The organism is Agrobacterium sp. 22-209-1 (genome assembly GCF_053522485.1).
The window spans coordinates 191,692-209,108 of record NZ_JBNWCH010000007.1 but is presented as its reverse complement, the minus strand read 5'-3'; the positions used below and the strand labels follow the sequence as shown (position 1 = coordinate 209,108).

15 protein-coding genes and 1 other RNA gene are annotated in these 17,417 nt (G+C 59.1%); 6 read left to right on the top strand and 10 right to left on the bottom strand.

The genetic code is table 11. The annotated features are described in order from the left end of the window. Nucleotides 1-9: 9 nt before the first annotated feature. Entirely contained in the window at nucleotides 10-645 is a 636-nt protein-coding gene (locus tag ACQZ48_RS17100) for an MOSC domain-containing protein (RefSeq protein WP_165691223.1), read from the top strand. Nucleotides 646-700: 55 nt separating this feature from the next. Here ACQZ48_RS17100 and ACQZ48_RS17095 read toward each other — a convergent pair whose 3' ends face one another. The 3 genes from ACQZ48_RS17095 to ffs all read right to left on the bottom strand — a co-directional run bounded on the left by ACQZ48_RS17095 (nucleotide 701) and on the right by ffs (nucleotide 3,099). After that, nucleotides 701-1,024, bottom strand: a complete 324-nt coding sequence (locus ACQZ48_RS17095) for a YbaB/EbfC family nucleoid-associated protein (protein WP_006309920.1) — start codon at nucleotides 1,022-1,024, stop codon at nucleotides 701-703. 24 nt (nucleotides 1,025-1,048) lie between these two features. Next, nucleotides 1,049-2,923: a DNA polymerase III subunit gamma/tau gene (locus ACQZ48_RS17090; RefSeq protein WP_191217276.1), complete on the bottom strand. Its 1,875-nt coding sequence runs from the start codon at nucleotides 2,921-2,923 to the stop codon at nucleotides 1,049-1,051. A 79-nt stretch (nucleotides 2,924-3,002) separates the two neighbouring features. Further along, nucleotides 3,003-3,099: signal recognition particle sRNA small type (ffs, locus tag ACQZ48_RS17085), an RNA gene on the bottom strand. Nucleotides 3,100-3,163: 64 nt separating this feature from the next. Here ffs and ACQZ48_RS17080 point away from each other — a divergent pair. Then, nucleotides 3,164-3,592, top strand: coding sequence for an HIT domain-containing protein (locus tag ACQZ48_RS17080; protein WP_191217277.1), 429 nt, complete (start codon nucleotides 3,164-3,166; stop codon nucleotides 3,590-3,592). A gap of 2 nt (nucleotides 3,593-3,594) precedes the next feature. Next, nucleotides 3,595-4,554, top strand: a complete 960-nt coding sequence (gene nudC / locus ACQZ48_RS17075; protein ID WP_191217394.1) for an NAD(+) diphosphatase — start codon at nucleotides 3,595-3,597, stop codon at nucleotides 4,552-4,554. A 15-nt stretch (nucleotides 4,555-4,569) separates the two neighbouring features. Here nudC and ACQZ48_RS17070 read toward each other — a convergent pair whose 3' ends face one another. Together ACQZ48_RS17070 and ACQZ48_RS17065 are read right to left on the bottom strand one after the other, a co-directional pair. Continuing rightward, the gene (locus ACQZ48_RS17070) at nucleotides 4,570-5,433 is read right to left on the bottom strand and encodes a prephenate dehydratase (RefSeq protein WP_137409543.1); all 864 of its coding nucleotides are present in this window, start codon (nucleotides 5,431-5,433) and stop codon (nucleotides 4,570-4,572) included. 11 nt (nucleotides 5,434-5,444) lie between these two features. After that, nucleotides 5,445-6,200, bottom strand: a complete 756-nt coding sequence (locus tag ACQZ48_RS17065; protein ID WP_191217278.1) for a 3-deoxy-manno-octulosonate cytidylyltransferase — start codon at nucleotides 6,198-6,200, stop codon at nucleotides 5,445-5,447. Nucleotides 6,201-6,350: 150 nt separating this feature from the next. Here ACQZ48_RS17065 and ACQZ48_RS17060 point away from each other — a divergent pair, with 150 nt between their 5' ends. After that, nucleotides 6,351-6,926, top strand: coding sequence for a c-type cytochrome (locus ACQZ48_RS17060; RefSeq protein WP_077983264.1), 576 nt, complete (start codon nucleotides 6,351-6,353; stop codon nucleotides 6,924-6,926). Nucleotides 6,927-7,007: 81 nt separating this feature from the next. Here the strand turns inward: ACQZ48_RS17060 and ACQZ48_RS17055 are convergent, their stop codons facing one another. The 3 genes from ACQZ48_RS17055 to ACQZ48_RS17045 all read right to left on the bottom strand — a co-directional run bounded on the left by ACQZ48_RS17055 (nucleotide 7,008) and on the right by ACQZ48_RS17045 (nucleotide 10,926). Continuing rightward, complete coding sequence (locus ACQZ48_RS17055) at nucleotides 7,008-7,736, bottom strand: sugar transferase (RefSeq protein ID WP_080791952.1); 729 nt, start codon at nucleotides 7,734-7,736, stop codon at nucleotides 7,008-7,010. A 290-nt stretch (nucleotides 7,737-8,026) separates the two neighbouring features. Next, nucleotides 8,027-10,321: a PBP1A family penicillin-binding protein gene (locus ACQZ48_RS17050; RefSeq protein ID WP_448729054.1), complete on the bottom strand. Its 2,295-nt coding sequence runs from the start codon at nucleotides 10,319-10,321 to the stop codon at nucleotides 8,027-8,029. A 146-nt stretch (nucleotides 10,322-10,467) separates the two neighbouring features. Next, complete coding sequence (locus ACQZ48_RS17045) at nucleotides 10,468-10,926, bottom strand: YbaK/EbsC family protein (protein WP_448729053.1); 459 nt, start codon at nucleotides 10,924-10,926, stop codon at nucleotides 10,468-10,470. A gap of 459 nt (nucleotides 10,927-11,385) precedes the next feature. Between ACQZ48_RS17045 and ACQZ48_RS17040 the strand changes: the two genes are divergently transcribed. After that, nucleotides 11,386-11,595 (top strand): cold-shock protein, encoded by a 210-nt coding sequence (locus ACQZ48_RS17040; protein ID WP_003492998.1) that lies wholly within the window; start codon nucleotides 11,386-11,388, stop codon nucleotides 11,593-11,595. 409 nt (nucleotides 11,596-12,004) lie between these two features. Here ACQZ48_RS17040 and ACQZ48_RS17035 read toward each other — a convergent pair whose 3' ends face one another. Then, nucleotides 12,005-13,396: a dipeptidase gene (locus tag ACQZ48_RS17035; protein ID WP_448729052.1), complete on the bottom strand. Its 1,392-nt coding sequence runs from the start codon at nucleotides 13,394-13,396 to the stop codon at nucleotides 12,005-12,007. 166 nt (nucleotides 13,397-13,562) lie between these two features. Further along, complete coding sequence (locus ACQZ48_RS17030) at nucleotides 13,563-13,997, bottom strand: MarR family winged helix-turn-helix transcriptional regulator (protein ID WP_162520634.1); 435 nt, start codon at nucleotides 13,995-13,997, stop codon at nucleotides 13,563-13,565. 413 nt (nucleotides 13,998-14,410) lie between these two features. Here ACQZ48_RS17030 and polA point away from each other — a divergent pair, with 413 nt between their 5' ends. Then, nucleotides 14,411-17,410: a DNA polymerase I gene (gene polA / locus ACQZ48_RS17025; RefSeq protein ID WP_191217280.1), complete on the top strand. Its 3,000-nt coding sequence runs from the start codon at nucleotides 14,411-14,413 to the stop codon at nucleotides 17,408-17,410. The last annotated feature ends 7 nt before the right edge of the window (nucleotides 17,411-17,417 follow it).

Sequence of the window (17,417 nt, the reverse complement as noted above, 5' to 3'; positions counted from 1 at the left end):
ACGGGAATCATGAAGCTTGAAGGGCAGTCGATGAAAATCAGGGCGGTGTGTCGGGGCGAGGCAAAAAGCCTGCCGGGAAAGACGACGAAGACGGGCATCTTTAAACATGCCGTGAATGGCCCGGTCATGGTCGACGCGGAAGGCATTGTCAGCGACGCCGTGTGCAATCGCAAACACCATGGCGGGCCGGATCAGGCGATTTACGTCATGGGCTCCGTCGATCTCGAGTTTTGGTCGAGCACCCTGGGTTTTACGGTTGAACCCGGATTTTTCGGCGAGAACCTCGTGCTTGATGGTGTCGACAGCGCGAGATTGCATGTGGGCGACAGGTTTACGGCCAACGACATCGTGCTGGAGGTGACCGCTGCCCGCATCCCCTGCGCCACGCTGTCGGCCCGCATCGGCGATCCCGATTTTGCCCCGCGTTTCCGAGAGGCGGGCCAGCCGGGTTTTTATTGCCGGGTGCTGAAAGGTGGAATGCTTGCGGCCGGTGAGGAGGTGATGTTCGAACCCTATTCGGGAACGAAACTGCCGATACCGACTATCCTGCAGCGCTTCCGTCCCATGCAACTCAACGAAGCCGAACGCGCGGCCTATCTTGAAACACCGCTCGCAAGCCGGTTTCGTGCGATGCTGGAATCTTAAGGTCGCGTCGCGAGGATGGCGAAGGCTCAACGCCATCCTCTTCAGTTGGAATATCTTAAAAAGGCAGCTTCATGCCAGGCGGTAGCGGCAGACCTGCGGTCAGATCGGCCATCTTTTCCTGAGCCTGCGCTTCGCCCTTTTCTTTGGCGTCTTTATGGGCGGCAACAATAAGGTCCTCAAGGATTTCGACCTCGTCTTCTTTAAACAGCGAAGGATCGATTTTCAGGCCGCGCATTTCGCCCTTGCCGTTCAAAATGACGGTCACCAGACCGCCACCGGCCCGGCCTTCGATTTCGAGGGCGGCAATTTCCTGCTGCACCTTCTCCATCTTGGACTGCATTTCCTTGACCTTGCCCATCATACCCATGATGTCGCGCATGTGCCAATCTCCTGTTCTTCTTGTTTAAAACTCGATGTCGTCGCCGGGAAGGATGTCTCCTTCGCTCGATTCGGCAACCGATGGCGGGGTGATGTCCTCCGCCTCATCCTGTATCGCCGCGCGGATACGCACGTCGGTGATCTTTGCGCCGGGAAACTGCGCCAGGATCGCGGCAACATCAGGGTCCTGACGCGCATCGACCAGGCGGGCATCGCGGGCATTGCCTTCCGCCTCGACCAAGGTCGGCTCACCTTGCTCCTTGCTGAGGCTGACGATCCAGTGGATACCGGTCCATTCCTTCAGCTTGACGCCAAGTTCACCGGGTAGCGAGCCGGGCGCACCTTCGCCGAGGCGCATATCGAGCCGGCCAGGCTCCAGCCGCACCAGCCGCACGAAGTTGCGTACCTTCGCCCGCATAACGGGATCGCGGTTTTTCTGGCAGAGATCGGCAATATCCTGCACCGAATTGACGGGAACCTTCGGCTCCGGCCGCTCTTCGGTTTTCGGGGTCGCGACCTGCATCTCCTGCGGCCGGCTATCTGGAACAGCGCGTAGCATGGTGGAGGGCTGCGGGCCCGCCTGCCTCGGGGCGGCAAAGTCTGCAGGTCTTGCCGCTGCCACGGTCTGCGCCGACGAATAGGCACGCGCGCCGCCGCCATTGCCACCGCCGGAAGGTGCGCCATTGGCGTAACCGCCGTCACCGCTGGAAAGCTCAAGCAGGCGCCGCGCCGCATCTTCCGGTGCCGGCAGGTTGGCGGCATGCGAAAGCCGAATCAGCACCATTTCAGCGGCACCCGCCGGGCGTGAGGCGTTTTCCGTTTCAGGAATGCCCTTCAGCAGCATCTGCCAGATGCGCGACAGCGCCGTCACCGCGATGGTTTCGGCAAGCTCCGCGCCACGCACGCGCTCGATCTCGGAAAGCGACGGGTCTTCCGCCGCGTCAGGCACATATTTCATGCGGGTAACGAGATGGGTGAAATCGGCAAGATCGTTCAATACGACGACGGGGTTCGCGCCCGCCTCATATTGTCCGTTGAATTCCGAAAGGGCTGCCGCAACATCGCCTTTGACGACATGCTGGAAGAGATCGACAATGCGCGCCCGGTCGGCAAGGCCGAGCATGCCGCGCACCGCTTCGGCCTCCACACGGCCGCCGCCGTGGGCAATCGCCTGATCGAGCAGGGAAAGGCCGTCACGCGCGGAACCTTCGGCGGCGCGGGCGATCATCGACAGCGCCTGCGGATCGGCTTCGAAACCCTCCTTGCCCGCGATGGCGGTGAACAGTCCGACGAGATCGGCGGCGCTGATGCGACGCAGATCGAAGCGCTGGCAGCGCGATAGAACGGTGATCGGCACCTTGCGGATTTCGGTGGTCGCAAAGATGAATTTCACATGTTCCGGCGGCTCTTCCAAGGTCTTCAGAAGACCGTTGAAAGCCTGCGTCGACAGCATGTGCACTTCGTCGATGATATAGACCTTGTAGCGCGCCGAAACCGGGCGATAGCGAACCTGTTCGATGATCTCGCGAATATCGTCGATGCCGGTATGGGAGGCGGCGTCCATCTCGATCACGTCGACATGCCGGCCTTCCATGATCGCCTGACAATGTTCGCCGGGAATGCGAAGGTCGATGGTCGGCTTGTCGATGGTGTCGGTCTTGTAATTCAGCGCGCGGGCGAGAATGCGGGCCGTGGTCGTCTTGCCCACGCCGCGAACGCCGGTCAGCATATAGGCCTGCGCGATGCGCCCGGTCTCGAACGCATTGGTCAGCGTGCGGACCATCGGTTCCTGGCCGACCATCAGATCGGAAAAATCCTTGGGGCGATATTTGCGCGCCAGTACCCGGTAGCCGGTCCCGACCTGGGATTCGCTTGATGTGGGGGGTACGGTGTCGCTCATCGCCTCGCCAGTTTGTTTTGCCAGTTATCTTGGGGCGCTGAACTGGCCCGGCGAAAGCTGAGCACGTCTTTTAAAAAAGGTGGGAGGCTGGCACGGCGACCCGTGCCGGGCTCGTTAGGGCTGCTTCCTTCCGGACCTGACCCGGTTGGCGAGTGGCTCGTCCACCACCAACCTCCCGGGCCACATATCGGCAATATCGAAAGCAAATGCAAGCCAAGCCTTCAAAAAACTGCTATCACAATGAAAACAAACATGGAGGACGCCTTGGAGACATTCCGGCTGGACGAGAGACTGGCGCGCGACAGCGTGCTTGTGACGCGTTTGGGACTATGTGAGCTGCGTTTGCAAAACGACAAACGCTGGCCCTGGCTGGTGCTGGTGCCGCAGCGGGACGGCGTCAGCGAATTGTTCGATCTCACCCCGCTTGATCAGGCCGTGCTGACATTCGAGACCAATCTCGTCGCCTCCGCCTTGAAAGAAGTTACCGGAGCCACCAAGATCAATGTCGGGGCGTTGGGCAATATCGTCCGGCAGCTGCATGTCCATATTATCGCCCGCAACGAAGGCGACACCTGCTGGCCGGATCCCATCTGGGGTCACGGAAAGCCTGTGCCCTATGCCGCGGGCGAAAAGGAAACTTTGATGAAAAAAATCTCCGGCGCGCTCTGATGATGTCAATGAAAATTTTTGAATCCACTGCCCCGCATCCCGAAGCAAGCCTGCTGACGGCCTTTTCCAAAAACGCTCTCGACCGTTTCGCTGAAAAGCGGACCGAGGAATGTGTTGCCGAGGCTCTGAAAGTTGACGGCACCCATATTTTTGCCTTTTCGGGCAACCGGCTTGTTCTGAAACATGACGAGCAGGTCATCGATCCCCTGTTTTCCGCCTATGAGTTGGCCGAGTTGCAGCCGGATTTCGACAATGCCGTGCTGCTCGGATATCGCGAAACCGGCGAGCCGAGAATTGCGGTGCCGGTCGCCGTGGCCGAGGATGAGCTCGCGAGCCACTATAAACTCGCCGACGCCCGTACCCTTTATCGCGATCATCTTCTCGATGAGGAATTGCTGAGCGAGGTTGCCCAGGCCGTCAGCCTCACCCACTGGAACGCCGACAATCGATTTTGCGGTAAGTGCGGCGGTGCCATGGAGCTGCGCATCGGTGGCTACAAGCGTATCTGCGCCGCCTGCAACCACATGATTTTTCCCCGCACCGATCCTGTCGTTATCATGATGACGATCAATATCGAGCGTGATCTCTGCCTGCTTGGCCGCGGTGCGCATTTTGCACCGGGCATGTATTCGTGCCTTGCCGGTTTTGTGGAGCCGGGCGAAACCATCGAGCAGGCCGTCCGCCGCGAAACGCATGAGGAATCCGGTGTTGAAGTCGGTCGCGTGCGTTATCACGCGTCGCAGCCCTGGCCGATGCCGCATACGCTGATGATCGGCTGTTATGCAGAGGCGCTGTCTTTCGATATTGCCCGCGATGAGATCGAACTGGAGGATTGCCGCTGGTTCACACGGGCGGACGTCGCAAAGATGCTGGAGACTGCAACGGGTGAGGGCTTTTCCGCGCCTCCCGGCGGCGCCATCGCGCACCGGCTGATGCGCGACTGGGTGGAATGGACGAAATAATCGCGTTCGGCAGGCTCAACCCTGGTGGAGCTTGCCGCGCATCGCATGGCCCTTGTAGACACCGAGAATGCGGACTTTTTCCGAGAAAAAGCGCAGCTCGTCCAGCGCATGCCGCACCGGCTCGTCATCGGGGTGGCCTTCAATATCGGCATAAAACTGCGTCGCCACGAATTTACCGCCGAGCTGGTAGCTTTCGAGCTTCGTCATGTTGATGCCGTTCGTCGCGAAACCGCCCATGGCCTTGTAGAGCGCGGCCGGAATATTGCGAACATTGAAAACGAAGGTGGTGACGACGATTTCGTCGCTCGATTGACGCTTGGCCCAGTTTTCATCACGGGAAAGCACAACGAAACGCGTGACGTTGTTTTCCGAATCCTCGACGTTTTCAGCGAGAATATCGAGGCCGTAGAGGCTGGCGGCAAGGCGCGGCGCAAGGGCTGCCATGCTGCGGTCGCCCTTTTCAGATACCAGTCTCGCGGAGCCCGCCGTATCGCCGGCGATGACGGGCTTCCAGCCGTTCGAGCGGATGATTTTCCGGCATTGGCCCAGCGCGTGAATGTGGCTGTGGACGGTTCGGATCTCTTCCTTTTTCACCCCCGGCATCACCATCAGCTGAAAGCGGATCGGCATGAAATATTCGCCGATGATGTGCAGGCGCGATTCCGGCAGCAGGTGATGAATATCCGCAACGCGGCCGGCAAGCGTGTTTTCAATCGGGATCATGCCGAGATCGGCTTCGCCGTTTTCAATGGCGTTGAAGGCGTCCTCGAATGTCGGGCAAGGCAAGGGTTCCATATCCGGGAACATGTCACGGCAGGCCATATCGGAATTCGCACCGAATTCGCCCTGGAAGGCAATGCGATTTGTGCTCAAGGTCATGGGACTTTCCGTTAGAGAGTTCTGCTTGCGAGGATTTTGCGGGCTTTTTCCAGATCGTGCGGCGTGTCGACACCGAGCGGCACGGAACTGACGATTTCCGCATCGATGCGCATGCCCGCTTCCAGCGCGCGCAGCTGTTCCAGCCTTTCGCGCTTTTCCAGCGGCGAAGGCGGCAGGCTGACGAATGTCTCAAGTGCTGCACGGCGATAGGTGTAAAGCCCGATATGATGATAAAGCGGGCCATCGCCGTAAGGGGCGGTGGTGCGGGTAAAATAAAGCGCCCGCAGCCGTGTGTCGGAAAGCGGGCTGCCAACGACTTTCACGACGTTCGGATTGGTTTTTTCTTCCTCGTCGGCGATTTCGACCGTCAGTGTCGCAATATCGACGGCGGCATTTTCCAGCGGACGCAGCGAAGAGCGGATCGTCTCCGCCTCGATGGTCGGAAGATCGCCCTGGACATTGATGACATATTCCGCCTTGCCATAGGGGTCGGCCTTTTGCAGTGCCTCGAAAATGCGGTCCGAGCCGGACTGGTGGTCGTCGCGTGTCATCATCACGTCAAAACCGGCATTCTGAACGGCGGAAAATACCTGCTCGTCATCGACCGCAACGACGATTCGTTCGGCGCCGGCCTCGCGCGCCCGAAGGGCCACCTGCACGATCATTGGCTTGCCGCCAATGTCGGCGAGCGGCTTGCCCGGCAGGCGCGTGGATGCCATCCGCGCCGGTATGAGGACGACAGCTTTCTCGAAATCCCGATTCTTCATCCGACACCCTTCAAATCCCGCCCGAAAAGTGTCAAAACGTCACGGTGTGGGGACCATTATTCAAGTTGCGCAGGCTGTGCAAAAGCCATAGCTTTCGAGTAATTTCAAGATGCCCGGTTATATGGAGCGGATGCGAGGGAGCGCATATAGATGAATTCTTATGTTAATATGGGCGTTGGGGCGTTGCTGGGCACGGTTTTCGTTCTGATGTCGGTGTCGATTGCCTCTGAGGGCATTTTTCATGCGCCGGCGCCCGAGAAGGAAGGTTACGCCATTGCTGCGGCAGAGGGTGGCGGCGAAGCAGCCGGCGGAGAAGCCGCGGCAGCCGCGACGCCGATCGCGCAATTGCTTGCGAGCGCCGATGCCGCCAAGGGCGAGACGGTCTTCAAGAAATGTACGAGCTGTCATACCGGAGAGAGTGGTGGTGCAAACAAGGTCGGCCCCAATCTCTTCGATATCGTTAACCGGCCGATCGCCAGCCACGAAGGTTTCAGCTATTCCGCAGGGATGAAGGATTTCTCCAAAGGCGGTTCCGTTCACTGGGATTACGATCATCTCAACTACTTCCTCGAAGCTCCGAAGAAACACGTTCCCGGCACGGCCATGGGCTTTGCAGGCGTGAAGAAGGAAACCGAAAGAGCCGATCTCATCGCTTATCTGCGCTCGCTGTCGGCAAACCCGGCACCGCTTCCGGATCCGAATGCAGCGCCCGCACCGATGAACTGATCGCCATGATGTTCAATGATAAAAGCCCGGCATCGCTGCCGGGCTTTCGTTTTTTACGCCTGGACGAATGACTCGTGAAAATCAGAAACCCTTGCCGCCGCGCAATTCGGAAATCACCGTTCCGACCATGATCTTGATATCCAGCCAGATCGAAAAATTGTCGACGTAATAAAGATCGGAGACGATTCGGGCGCGGGCCTTGTCGCTGCGATCCGTCGGGCCGCGCAATCCTCGCATCTGGGCAAGGCCGGTAATGCCCGGCCGCACCCTGTGCCGCATATGGTAGTGTGGCACAAGCTCTTCATAAAGACGACCGGCCGCCAGCATGCCGATGGCATGGCAGCGAGGCCCGACCAGTGACATATCGCCTTTCAGCACATTCAGAAGCTGCGGCAGTTCATCGATATTGGTGCGGCGAAGAATTGCGCCGATCCGGGTTATTCTGGGATCGTTCTTCACCGTCTGCGCCACACCGGTGGCATCACAAAGGTCGGTTCTCATGGAGCGGAATTTATAGACACGGATTTTCCGCCCGTTCATACCCCAGCGGACCTGCGAAAACAGGACCGGCCCCTTGCTGTCGAGTTTGACCATCACTGCGACGGTGAGCAACACCGGCGCGAGCGCGACAAGGGCGATGGACGCCCCTGCAATATCCATCGTTCTTTTGAGCGCGAACTGGCCGCGCAAAAATGCGGAGACGGTTTTTTCCGAAGAGGAAGGTTGCGTTTCCGGCGATTCGAAAGTTGTGGCTGCGGAATAGGAGGCACCGTAAAAAACGGCATGCGATGAGCCTTTAGTACCCAGCATAATATAGAGCCCTGAAAAGTTATTTTGATAGAAGAAAATTAATTTATATGAAGGATTAATAATTCATTTACCGTAAAAAGTCATGCGAAATGTAACCGCTCTGGCGCAAATGGCAATCTACGGTTAATGCGACTGCACGCGGATGTTGTAAGGGCGAGCATCCTCTCCGCTCGTGGCTGCGGAGAGGGCCTGTGGCATGGAACCAAACCCTGTAAAATCGGGAGTTTTCTGCAGCGATGGCGACATTGCCATCGACCCCGCGACCAGCGCCTGCCGCGTGTTCTAAATCGTTAGTTTCCCATGAGAATATCGAGCAGGGTCGTCTGCTTCGGTCGGGATGGCCTCTGATCGCCGATTTCGGCGGGTGGCACAGGCCCGTTGCCGGCTGAATAGCCGGGTTCGATATCGCGGGAAGGGATATTTGCCGGCGGCATCGGCACGCCCGGCTGATTTGGGTTTGGCGCAACCGGGGCCTGGGGGTAGGCATGGTTATCCGCAGTCCCGCCGCCGAGCGCATTGGAAATGATATCGCCGATGGTGGAGGGCGCGCTTTCCGGCGCCGGTTGCTGCATTTCCCCGAGCGGCGGAACACCCGATGCACCGAGGCCGAAGAGCGGCGAAGGCGACAGCCCCGAATGGGCGGCGGTCATGAAATCTTTCCAGGCCTTTGCGGGAAGGCCGCCGCCGGTGACCTTCTTCATTGATGTGCCGTCGTCATTGCCGAACCAGACACCTGTGGTCAGGTTGCTTGTATACCCGACAAAAAGGGCGTCGCGGAAGGACTGGGTCGTGCCCGACTTTCCAGCCGCCTGCCAGCCTTGAAGGCGCGCGGCCTTGCCGGTGCCTTCGGTGATGACGCGCGACAACATGCCGTTCATGGTCGCGGCGATGTCTTCGCTCAGCACACGCGGCGGATTGTCGTATTTGTTTTCGTAAAGCACCTTGCCGTCGGCATCGGTGATGCGTTTGACGATATGTGGTGTCGCCTTGTAGCCACCATTCATGAAGGGAGCATAGGAGGCCGTCAGCTCCATCAGCGACACTTCCGAGGTGCCGAGCGCGATGGAAGCATTGTTCTGCAGCTCGGATTCGATGCCCATGCGATGGGCCACCTGTGTCACCCGTTCCGGGCCGACTTCCATCACCAGCTGTGCGGCGATCGTGTTCAGCGAATTGGCAAGCGCAGTGGCGAGCGTGACTTCGCCGCGATATTTCTTCTCGTAATTTTCCGGTGTCCAGTTGCCGATGCGTACCGGCGCGTCATTGCGGATCGTGTAGGGGGTAAGCCCCGATTCGAGGGCGGCGACGTAAACGAAGGGCTTGAAGGCCGAGCCGGGTTGCCGTTTTGCCTTCACGGCGCGGTTGAACTGGCTTTCCGCATAATCCGCTCCACCGACGACCGCGCGGATCGCACCCGTACCATCGATGGAAACCAGCGCCGCCTGCGAAGCGCCCTGCTTCTTGCCGTCACCTTGCAGCACATGGGTAAGCGACTTCTCGGCGTCGCGTTCGAGATTGGGGTCGATGGTGGTATCGACAACGATGTCCTGCTTGACCTCGCCGACCAGGCTGCGCACTTCTTCCAGCACCATATCGGCGGCGTAATGCTCGGCGCCCGACCAGAAACGTTTCGCCTTGGTCGGGGGCTGCGACATGGCGGTCTTGATTTCGTCATCGGTAATGAAGCCGACATCGCGCATGGATTGCAGCACGACCTGCGCCCGTTCTTCCGCCGCCTGCGGATCGCGCGCCGGTGAAAGGCGTGAGGGGGCTTTGAGAAGCCCGGCGAGCATAGCCGCCTCGCCCAGATTGACGTCGCGCGCGGATTTGTTGAAGTAGCGCCTAGACGCCGCCTCGACGCCATAGGCGTTGGAGCCGAAATAGACGCGATTGAGATACATCGCGAGAATCTGGTCCTTGGTGAACTTGTGTTCCAGCCAGAAGGACAGCAGCACTTCCTGAACCTTGCGTTCCAGCGTCCTGTCCGGCGAAAGGAACAGGTTTTTCGCGAGCTGTTGCGTCAGAGTCGAGCCACCCTGCACGGCTCGCCCCGTCAGCACATTCGTGACGATGGCGCGTCCGAGGCCCAGCGGATCGACCCCGAAATGCGAATAAAACCGCCGATCCTCGATCGCCATAACGGCCTGCGGAATATAGGGCGACATATCTTCCAGCGCGAGCGCCTCGCCGCCGGTCGTGCCGCGATTGGCAAGCACGCTGCCGTTGACCGAAACGATCTTCACATTCGGCGGACGTTCGGGAATGGACCAGCTGCTGGCGCTCGGCATGCGCGCACCATAATAAAGGACAAGCCCGGCAACGCCGATTCCGCCCCAGATGCCTAGCACGATGCACCAGTAGAAGAGGGAGCGGATGAAGCCCATGACGCCGCGACCGGAATTGCTGCTGCGCTTTTCTTTCTTGCGGGAGGTGGTGCGACTGGATGCCGGCTTCGGGTTTTTGGCCTGCTGTTTTGTGGTTCCGCCAATGCGCTCGCTGGCGTCAAGACGCAGGTCATCGCCGGACTCGTGGAAATCCCCGAAGGAGGGTTCTACCCGTTCGCGTGATTTACCTTTGCCTGCCATCCAGCCGAAGTCGCTCCTATTTGCGAAACCGTGCACATCCCGTTCGGGTTTAAGGCGTCTATGCCTGCGCGATTCTTAATCCAGGATGAAGAGTTTAAATGCGGCAATTTAAGGCGGGGTTAAGTCTTGGCCGGATCACATCGGCGTCATTGGCAGACGTCGACCCATTCCGCTCCAGTCAATTCGGCCATAACCTCCGGCGAAATCTTCACCGCCGCATTGGTGGCACCGGCCGCGGGAACCACCTCGCGATAGTTTTTCAGCGATATGTCGCAAAACACCGGAAGCCGAGAAGGCAGGCCGAAAGGGCACACGCCGCCGATGGGATGGCTGGTTACGGCAACAACCTCTTCCGGGTCGAGCATGCGCGGCTTTACGCCGAAATGATCGCGGAATTTGCGGTTGTCGAGCCGCTTCGTGCCGGCGGCGACGACGAGAAGAATGATTTCACCCGCCTTCAGGCAAATGGTCTTCGCAATCTGGTCAGGGTCGACACCATGCGCTTCGGCGGCCAAAGCGACTGTCGCCGAACTCGTTTCCGTTTCAATCACGGCAACCTCGGGTGACTTTTCGGTGAAAAAAGCTCTGACGGATTCGATAGACATGCGTGTTTATTAGGCGTTACGCGGAGAAGCTTCAAGTCGCCCCGGAATAGCTATGCAATATGCGCAATGCTGCGCTGCGATGAAACGTCTGTTTTTTAAGCTGGTATACTGTATCTTCAAATCATCGAAGCGACGCACTCCTCCTCCCAGCGTCGCCCGATTGGACTGACAATACTCCTCCTCCCAATTGTCAGTCAGTTTCAAGAACCCGGCGCACCTCCTCCCGCGCCGGGTTTTTGCGTTCATGGTCTGGCCCCTACTTAACCCTGACCAGTTGGCCGTGTTCAAAGAAACTTGACTTTCAGCCCCTTCCCACCTAGGTACTTCGCCATCGATATTTGTTTGACGACCAGAGCTTCGGCGTCTTTTTAGACGCTCACGACGATCTTTTCCTTCAAATTCGACCCAAGTCCGCACTGCTTGCAGTGCAAATACAATTGCCAACGGAAGGAAATCGTTATGGCGACTGGTACAGTAAAGTGGTTCAACGCAACCAAGGGCTACGGCTTCATTCAGCCTGACGACGGTTCGCAGGACGTATTCGTTCACATCTCCGCTGTTGAGCGTGCGGGCCTCACCGCCCTCAACGACGGCCAGAAGCTCTCCTACGAGCTGATGCAGGACCGCCGCTCGGGCAAGATGTCCGCAGGCAACCTCGTTGCTGCCTGATACGCGCTTTGGCCCGAAAGGGTCACTCGCATGAATGGAAAGGCCGGATTTCTCCGGCCTTTTTCTTTTGAAGGGCGCGGCGAACGGGCGGGCCTTGAAAAGGCGCGAGTGCATACCAATATAGGGTTCAACAGTGTTTCAGATGAGAGCTGTCGGACGGGCATTTCGAAAGTGCCGCTGTTATCGCGTTAACCAAAGATTAACCGAAGCAGCCGATCCTGATGGTGAAATGCGGCGGCCATGGAAGTGGACACGCTCTGGAACATCACCGTTGAACGCTTTGACCACGGATGTACTGGCATTGACGGAAAACGGATGGAAAGGTCGGGCTTGCCCGGCCTTTTTGTTTTTGCGATGAGCAAACGGAAAGGGAGGAAGCGCCGGGTAACCGGCGCTTCCTCTTTTTTTGTCATTTTGCCGCGAGCGCGTCCAGAATGCGGATCCAGGAGCGGATGCCCTTGTGGAAGGACTGCAGATCGTATTTTTCATTCGGCGAGTGAATGCGGTCGTCCGTCAGGCCGAAGCCGACAAGCAGCGAATCCATGCCCAGCATCGTCTGGAAATCGCCGACGATCGGGATCGAGCCGCCCATGCCGATGACAACGGCGGGTTTTGGCCACTCTTCCGAAAGCGCATTCTTGGCTTTGGTGAGCACGGGCGAATCGTAGGACAGCTGGATGGCCGGTGATGCGCCATGTTCGTGGAACTCCACGGAGCAATCGGCCGGAATCTTGGATCGCACATAGGCCCGGAAGCTGTCGCGAATGGCTGCAGGGTTCTGCTCGCCGACGAGGCGGAACGACACCTTGGCGGAGGCTTTCGCGGCGATCACGGTCTTGAAGCCGTCGCCGGTATAACCGCCGATGATGCCGTTGACTTCGGCCGTCGGGCGCGCCCAGGTCTGCTCCAGCACGGAACGGCCCTTTTCGCCCGAGGGAACAGAAAGGCCGACTTCACCGAGGAAGGCTTCCGCCGTGCGGCCAAGCGTTTCCCAGGAGGCCTTGATGTTGGCAGGGGTTTCTTCCACACCGTCATAAAAACCGGCAAGCGTCACGCGGCCCGTCTCGTCATGCAGTCCGGCAAGGATATCGGTGAGGATGTGGATCGGGTTTGCGGCGGCGCCGCCAAAAAGGCCGGAATGCAGATCGCGATCAGCCGCAGTAATGATGATCTCTTCACCAACCAGGCCGCGAAGGGCTGCGGCAATGGCGGGCGTATCCCGGTCCCACATGCCGGTATCGCAGACCAGCGCATAATCGGCCTTCAACTCCTGCGCATTGGCCTCGAGGAATGGCTTCAGTGACGGCGAGCCGGATTCTTCTTCGCCTTCAAAAAGAATGGTAACGCGCACCGGCAGGCCGCCATTGACAGCCTTGTACGCTCGGCAGGCTTCCACGAAGGTCATCAGCTGGCCCTTGTCGTCCGCCGTTCCGCGTCCGGTAATCACCTGCCGGCCGGCGCCGATATCCTTGACGGCGGGTTCGAACGGATCGTTTTCCCACAGCTCGAGCGGATCGACCGGCTGGACGTCATAATGGCCGTAAAAAAGCACATGCGGTGCATCCTCGGTGGCTGCATCGTGATGCGCAACGACCATGGGGTGGCCGGCCGTATCCCGGACGGAAGCCGTAAAGCCGAGCGCCGAAAGCGTTCTGACTAGCCATTCCGCCGCCTTGCGGCATTCCGCCTTGTAGGCGGGGTCCGTCGAAATCGAGGGGATGCGCACGAGTTCGAACAGCCGCTCGAGGCTCGAGGTGAGATTGTCGTCGGCGGTGGAAAGAATGGGGGAAACGTCTGTCATCGATGATCCTGTCATGTCTGTCGTGACCCGGCGATAAGACGAAACATCCGGGCATCGCGCATCGCGGGAAACAAGGGGGCCGGCGCGTCGTGAATCGGCAAACGTGCGGCCGCCGGAACGATAGAGCAGTTCAGGGAAAGTGCGAAGCGGTTTCGGGCTGTAAATGCTATTTCGCTTTTTTGGCGCTTTCGATCGCCCGGCGCATATATTCCAGCAGAAGCTGCCTCTCGAAACGCCGGAAATCCTTGAGCAACGCATCTTCGGTGGCTTCGGAGGCGGCAATGGCGTTGGCTTCCAGATCCCTGCCGCGCTGGGTCAGTTCGATGATCTGGGCACGGCGGTCGCTTGGATGGGATTTGCGGACGATCAGCCCATCGCGCTCCATGCGCGAGAGCGTATTGGCGAGCGTCGCCTGTTCGACATCGATCCGATCCAGCAATTGCCGCTGCGTCAGGCCGTCCTCATGCCAGAGTTCGATGAGGATGGGGAATTGCCCGGGCGAGAAACCCAGAGCGGCGGCTCTTTTCTGCAGCGCCATGGTGAATTCCCGCGCCATTCTCGAAGCGAGATAGATTGCCGATTCGTCCCGGGAAAAACCCATTCTTCCGCCCATAAAGCATCGGCCGGCTCAGCCCGGCAATTCGATAGCGCGATATATATCGCATGATATGTTTAAGCCAGACCGAAATAGTGCATAAAACAAAACCGCCATGGCCGGGAGGGGTCGGCCATGGCGGTCATATTGGAGGACAAAGGCCCGGAGAGGGGGAAAGGCCTTTGTCCGGTCTGACGCGGCGGGGGACGAGCCAGCTATCAGACTACGGCGTGATCAGGCGCCGTCCACTGAGAAATGTGTCTCCAAATGCGGCTTTTCAAGGGAAAGTCGGATTACAAATCGGTAACGTTCAGGTGAATTTTGCAGGCCTATGCTACCGCCTCATTCCCCGCTCTTTCCGGTGCGTTGCGCGAAGTTTCGGTAGACGCCAAAACGGCCCCGCGCTATCCATGCTACCCATGAAAAAAGGCGATCATCTCTTCCTCGTTGACGGTTCCGGTTTCATTTTCCGGGCCTTCCATGCAATTCCGCCGCTGAACCGCAAGTCGGACGGGCTGCCGGTCAACGCCGTCTCGGGCTTCTGCAACATGTTGTGGAAGCTTCTGAAGGATGCCCGCAACACCGATGTCGGTGTGACTCCGACGCATTTTGCGGTGATTTTCGACTATTCGTCGAAGACCTTCCGCAACGAACTTTACGATCTCTACAAGGCCAACCGCACCGCGCCGCCGGAAGATCTGGTGCCGCAATTCGGCCTGATCCGTGAGGCGACGCGCGCCTTTAACCTTCCCTGCATTGAGACGGAAGGCTTCGAGGCGGACGATATCATCGCCACCTATGCCCGGCAGGCCGAGGCGATCGGAGCCGATGTCACCATCATCTCCTCCGACAAGGATCTGATGCAGCTCGTCACGGCTAATGTACATATGTACGACGCCATGAAGGACAAGCAGATCGGCGTTCCGGACGTTGTCGAGAAGTGGGGCGTAGGCCCGGAAAAGATGATCGACCTGCAGGCAATGACGGGCGATTCGACTGACAATGTTCCTGGCATTCCTGGCATCGGCCCGAAGACGGCGGCACAATTGCTGGAGGAATACGGCGATCTCGATACACTGCTGGCGCGGGCAGGCGAAATCAAGCAGCAGAAGCGCCGGGAAAATATCATCGCCAATGCGGAGCTTGCCCGCCTTTCCAGACAGCTCGTGGCACTCAGAACCGATGTGCCGCTGGATCAGTCTCTCGAAGCGCTGGTGCTCGAACCACAGAACGGCCCGAAACTGATCGCCTTCCTGAAGGCGATGGAGTTCACGACGCTAACACGCCGGGTTGCCGAGGCGACCGAAACCGACGCTTCCGCCATCGATCCCGCCAATGTGCCGGTACAATGGGGCGCCGAAGCCCATGGTCCCGATCTCGATGCGCCAGCCGCTGCCGTGAACGCTGGCGAAGTGGCCACTAGCGCCGCTGGCGCTTCGGCTTCGCCTGCCGCTCCGGCAAGGAAAGTAACGGGGGAGGGTAGCGCGCCCGCTGATCTCGCCACAGCGCGACAGGCGCTTTTTTCCGCCGCCAAGATCGATACGACCGCCTATCTGACGATCAGGGACCTTGACACGCTCGACCGCTGGATCGCGGCGGCCCGGGAGACAGGCGTCGTCGCCTTCGATACGGAAACGACCTCGCTCGACCCGATGCAGGCGGCACTTGTCGGTTTTTCTCTGGCCATTGCCGATAACGGCAAGGATGCCACGGGCACCGATATCCGGGCCGCCTATGTTCCCTTGACGCACAAGACCGGTTCCGGCGGCGATCTTTTCAGCGACGGCATCAAACTGGCCGAAGGGCAGGTGCCCTTTGCCGAGGCGCTGGCGCGTCTGAAGGGCCTGCTCGAAGACGAAGCCGTTCTGAAGGTCGCGCAGAACCTGAAATATGACTATCTGCTGATGAAGCGCCATGGCGTCGTCATGCGGAGCTTCGACGACACGATGCTGATTTCTTATGTTCTCGAGGCCGGCAAGGCCACGCACGGCATGGATTCGCTGTCCGAACGCTGGCTCGGCCACACGCCGATCGCCTATAAGGACGTTGCGGGATCGGGTAAGTCGAGTGTCACCTTCGATTTTGTCGATATCGACAAGGCCACCGCTTATGCTGCGGAAGATGCCGATGTGACCCTGCGGCTCTGGATGGCGCTGAAGCCGAGGCTTGTCTCGGAACGGCTGACCAAGGTTTATGAGCGGCTGGAACGTCCCCTCGTGCCGGTTTTGGCGCATATGGAAGAGCGCGGCATCACCGTGGACCGGCAGATTCTCTCGCGCCTTTCCGGCGAACTCGCCCAGAAGGCCGCATCCTTCGAAGAGGAAATCTACGAGCTGGCGGGCGAGCGCTTCAACATCGGATCGCCAAAGCAGCTCGGCGATATTCTGTTCGGCAGGATGGGTCTGCCCGGCGGCTCGAAAACCAAGACCGGCCAATGGTCAACATCGGCGCAGGTTCTGGAAGATCTGGCAGCGGAAGGTGCCGAACTGCCGCGCAAGATCGTCGACTGGCGGCAGCTGACGAAGTTGAAATCGACCTATACAGATGCGCTGCCGGGATATATCCATCCCGGGACGAAGCGGGTGCATACGTCCTATGCGCTCGCCTCCACCACCACGGGACGCCTGTCCTCCTCGGAGCCGAACCTTCAGAACATCCCGGTTCGCACAGCGGAAGGCCGCAAGATTCGCACGGCTTTCATTTCCACGCCCGGTCACAAGCTTCTGTCGGCCGACTACAGCCAGATCGAACTGCGCGTGCTTGCCCATGTCGCCGATATTCCGCAGCTTCGGAACGCCTTTGAAAACGGCATCGACATTCATGCCATGACGGCATCGGAAATGTTCGGCGTGCCGGTTGAAGGCATGCCGTCGGAAGTGCGCCGCCGCGCCAAGGCGATCAATTTCGGCATCATCTACGGCATATCCGCCTTCGGTCTCGCCAATCAGCTTGGTATCGCCCGCTCCGAAGCAGGCGACTATATCAAGAAATATTTCGAGCGTTTTCCCGGCATTCGCGATTACATGGAAGCGACCAAAGCCTTCGCGCGCGAAAACGGCTATGTCGAGACGATTTTTGGCCGCCGCGCCCATTATCCGGAAATCCGCTCCTCCAATCCTTCGGTAAAAGCCTTCAATGAGCGCGCGGCCATCAACGCGCCGATCCAGGGCTCGGCCGCCGATATCATCCGCCGGGCCATGGTCCGCATCGAGCCGGCGCTGGAGGCGGAAAAGCTTTCCGCCCGCATGCTTTTGCAGGTGCATGACGAACTCATCTTCGAAGTCGAGGAAGCGGAAATCGAAAAGACCCTGCCGGTCGTCGTCTCCGTCATGGAAAATGCGGCCATGCCGGCGATTTCCATGAGGGTGCCGCTGAAAGTGGACGCCCGCGCGGCGGACAATTGGGATGAGGCGCATTGATCGGTCA